General features: G+C 75.2%; 2 protein-coding genes. Both read left to right on the forward strand.

What is annotated here, in order from left to right; translation table 11 throughout:
• The first annotated feature begins 45 nt into the window (after window positions 1-45).
• Complete coding sequence (locus AAW13_RS43810) at window positions 46-978, forward strand: cyclase family protein (RefSeq protein WP_046734663.1); 933 nt, start codon at window positions 46-48, stop codon at window positions 976-978.
• A 234-nt stretch (window positions 979-1,212) separates the two neighbouring features.
• On the forward strand, window positions 1,213-2,492 hold a 1,280-nt coding region (locus tag AAW13_RS43815; RefSeq protein WP_476756039.1), incomplete at its 3' end, for a sigma-54-dependent transcriptional regulator family protein.

Consider the following 2,492-nt stretch of genomic DNA (forward strand, 5'->3'; position numbering starts at 1 on the left):
GGTGGTGTCAGGCTGGGGGTCCGGGCGTGGGAGGGACACCAGCGGATGGCCTCTGACATCGCCGGCCCGGTCGTCTCCCGGGCGGAGTTCGACCGGCTGTTCGCCTCGCTCCGTACCTGGGGGCGCTGGCAGCGGGCCGACCGCGGCGCCTTCAACCGGGTCACCGCCGCGCACGCCCGCCGGGCCGCCGCCCTGGTGCGGTCCGGGACGGTCGTGCCGACGGCGCTGCCCTGGAACACCCGCTCCGGACCGGACAACCCCAAGCCCGCCCTGCACCACATGACCGACCTCGGCGACGTGGAGAGCCCGGAGCCGGCCACCCACAAGGACTTCGTCGCGGCCGACTACCACGGCAAGGGCATCTCCCACCTCGACGCCCTCAGCCACGTCGCCTACCGCGGGGAGCTGTACGACGGCCGCCCCGCCCGCGACCACGTCGACGCCGGCGGTGCCCGCTTCGGCGCGGTGTCGGCGCTCGGGCCGCTCGTCACCACGGGCGTGCTGCTCGACGTGCCCGCCGTCCTCGGCGTCGACTGGCTGGAGCCGGGCCGGGCGGTACGCGCGGCGGACGTCCTGGCGGTGGAGCGGGCGCTGGGCGTGACCATCGGCGACGGCGACGCCGTACTGCTGCGCTCCGGCCATGCCAGGCGCCGCCGGGAACTGGGCGCCTGGGACTCGGCGGCGTCGAGCGCGGGCCTGCACGTGGACGCCCTGCCGCTGCTGGCCGAGCGGGGCATCGCGCTGCTCGGCGGCGACGGCGACAGCGACGTACGGCCCTCACCGGTGCCCGGGGTGCACTCGCCGGTGCATGCCCTGGCCGTGGCCGGGCTGGGGGTGCCGCTGCTCGACAACCTCGATCTGGAGGGGCTGTCCGGTGCGGCCGCCGAGGCGGGCCGGTACGCGTTCATGCTGGTCGTGGCGCCGCTGAACATCCCGGGCGGGACGGGGTCGCCGGTCAATCCGGTGGCGGTGCTCTGACGGGCGGCCCCGGCCCGGTCGCCGGGGGGAGAAGAGGCCGGCAGCCGATGACTCTCGCCACCAATGTCTGTATTCTCGGTTATATCGATTTCTTTACGGAAAGATGGTTATTGCGACGGTGAGCGAGGAGGGGCGTGATGGGTTCCGGTGAGCGAGGAGGGGCGTGATGGGGTTCGGTGAGCGAGGCGGGGCGTGATGGGATCCGGCGGGCAACCAGTGGTTGCGAGGAAGCCGGTGGGCGACTCGGGGCCCGCCCGTTTCCGCGAGCGGTTCCTCCAGGGCGAGCCGGTCGACAGCGGAGTACGGCCGCCGATCCACGACTCCTGGCTGCGCTGCCAGTCCCTGGGTCTCTCGCCCGACCGGGCCGACCTGCCCTTCCACACCGACTTCGATCCCGGCGGGCGGATCGTGCGGGCCGCGGTCCCCGTGCTGGACCGGCTCCAGGCCCGGTTCTCGGGCAGCCAGATCAACATCTCCCTCGCCGACGCGAACGGCATCGTGCTGCTGCGCCGCTTCGGTGACCCGGCGATGCCCCGCGCCCTGCCCGCGATCCAGGTGGAGCCGGGCTTCGTGTTCGCCGAACGGTTCGCCGGCACCAACGGCATCGGACTCGCCCTCGCCGAACGGGCCCTCGTCCGGGTCTTCGGCGCCGAGCACTTCGCGGAACGCGCCCAGGGCAACGCCTGTATCGCCTCGCCGGTCCGGGACCCGCTCAGCGGGCGCATGGAGGGCGTGCTCTGCTTCGGCTACCACCGCAGCGTCGAGGACCCGGCCCTGGCCGACATCATCCGCCGGGCCGTCCGGGCCGTGGAAGGCCGGCTGCTGCGGCAGAGTTCCGCCCGCGAACGCGTCCTGTTCAGGGCGTACGAGTCCGCCGTCGGCGTCGGCCGCGGGCTCTCCGTGGAAGAACCGGCCCTGGACCTGCGCCCCGACGACCGGGTCATCCTCATCGAGAAGGCCGCCGAACTCATCTCCCGAGGCCGGTACGCCGCCACGGGCGTGTCCCTGTCCGACGGACGCCGGGTGACGCTCGTCAGCCGCCTGGTGACCAGCGCCTCGGGCGTCCGGGGCCTCGCCGTCGAGATGCTGCTGCCCGGCCTGGCGGCGGGCACGTCCCTGGACGTCTCGCGCCACCAGGTGCGGCTGGACAGGCTGGACGCGGTCCTCGCCCCGGCGGGGCTCGCCGGGCCGGACCGGTCCCCCGGTGGGCGGACCCCCGGCCTCGTCGTCGGGTGCGGTCCGGTACCGCCCGGTTCCCCCGCCGGAACGGCCGTCGCCGCCACGCCACGGCCGGTCCTACGCGCCACGACCCCGCCGCGCCGCCCCGGGGCGGGCGCCGCAGGAGAACCCCGCGGCGACACCGCCTCCGGCAAGCCCGCGCAGCCCCGCACCGGTCGCCACCCCGAGCCCGACCCGCCGTACTCCACTCCCACCACCACGTCGAACCCCTCGTCCGCCACCGCGTCCGTCCGCCCACCCACCACCGCGCCCGTCCGCCCGCCCACCCCCGCGCC

The organism is Streptomyces humi (genome assembly GCF_001005085.2).
Classification (GTDB): domain Bacteria; phylum Actinomycetota; class Actinomycetes; order Streptomycetales; family Streptomycetaceae; genus Streptomyces; species Streptomyces humi.

Excerpts from the sequence above, each read along its gene's own strand:
- AAW13_RS43810 (WP_046734663.1), top strand. The coding sequence starts at position 46 with ATGGCCTCTGACATCGCCGGCCCGGTCGTCTCCCGGGCGGAGTTCGAC.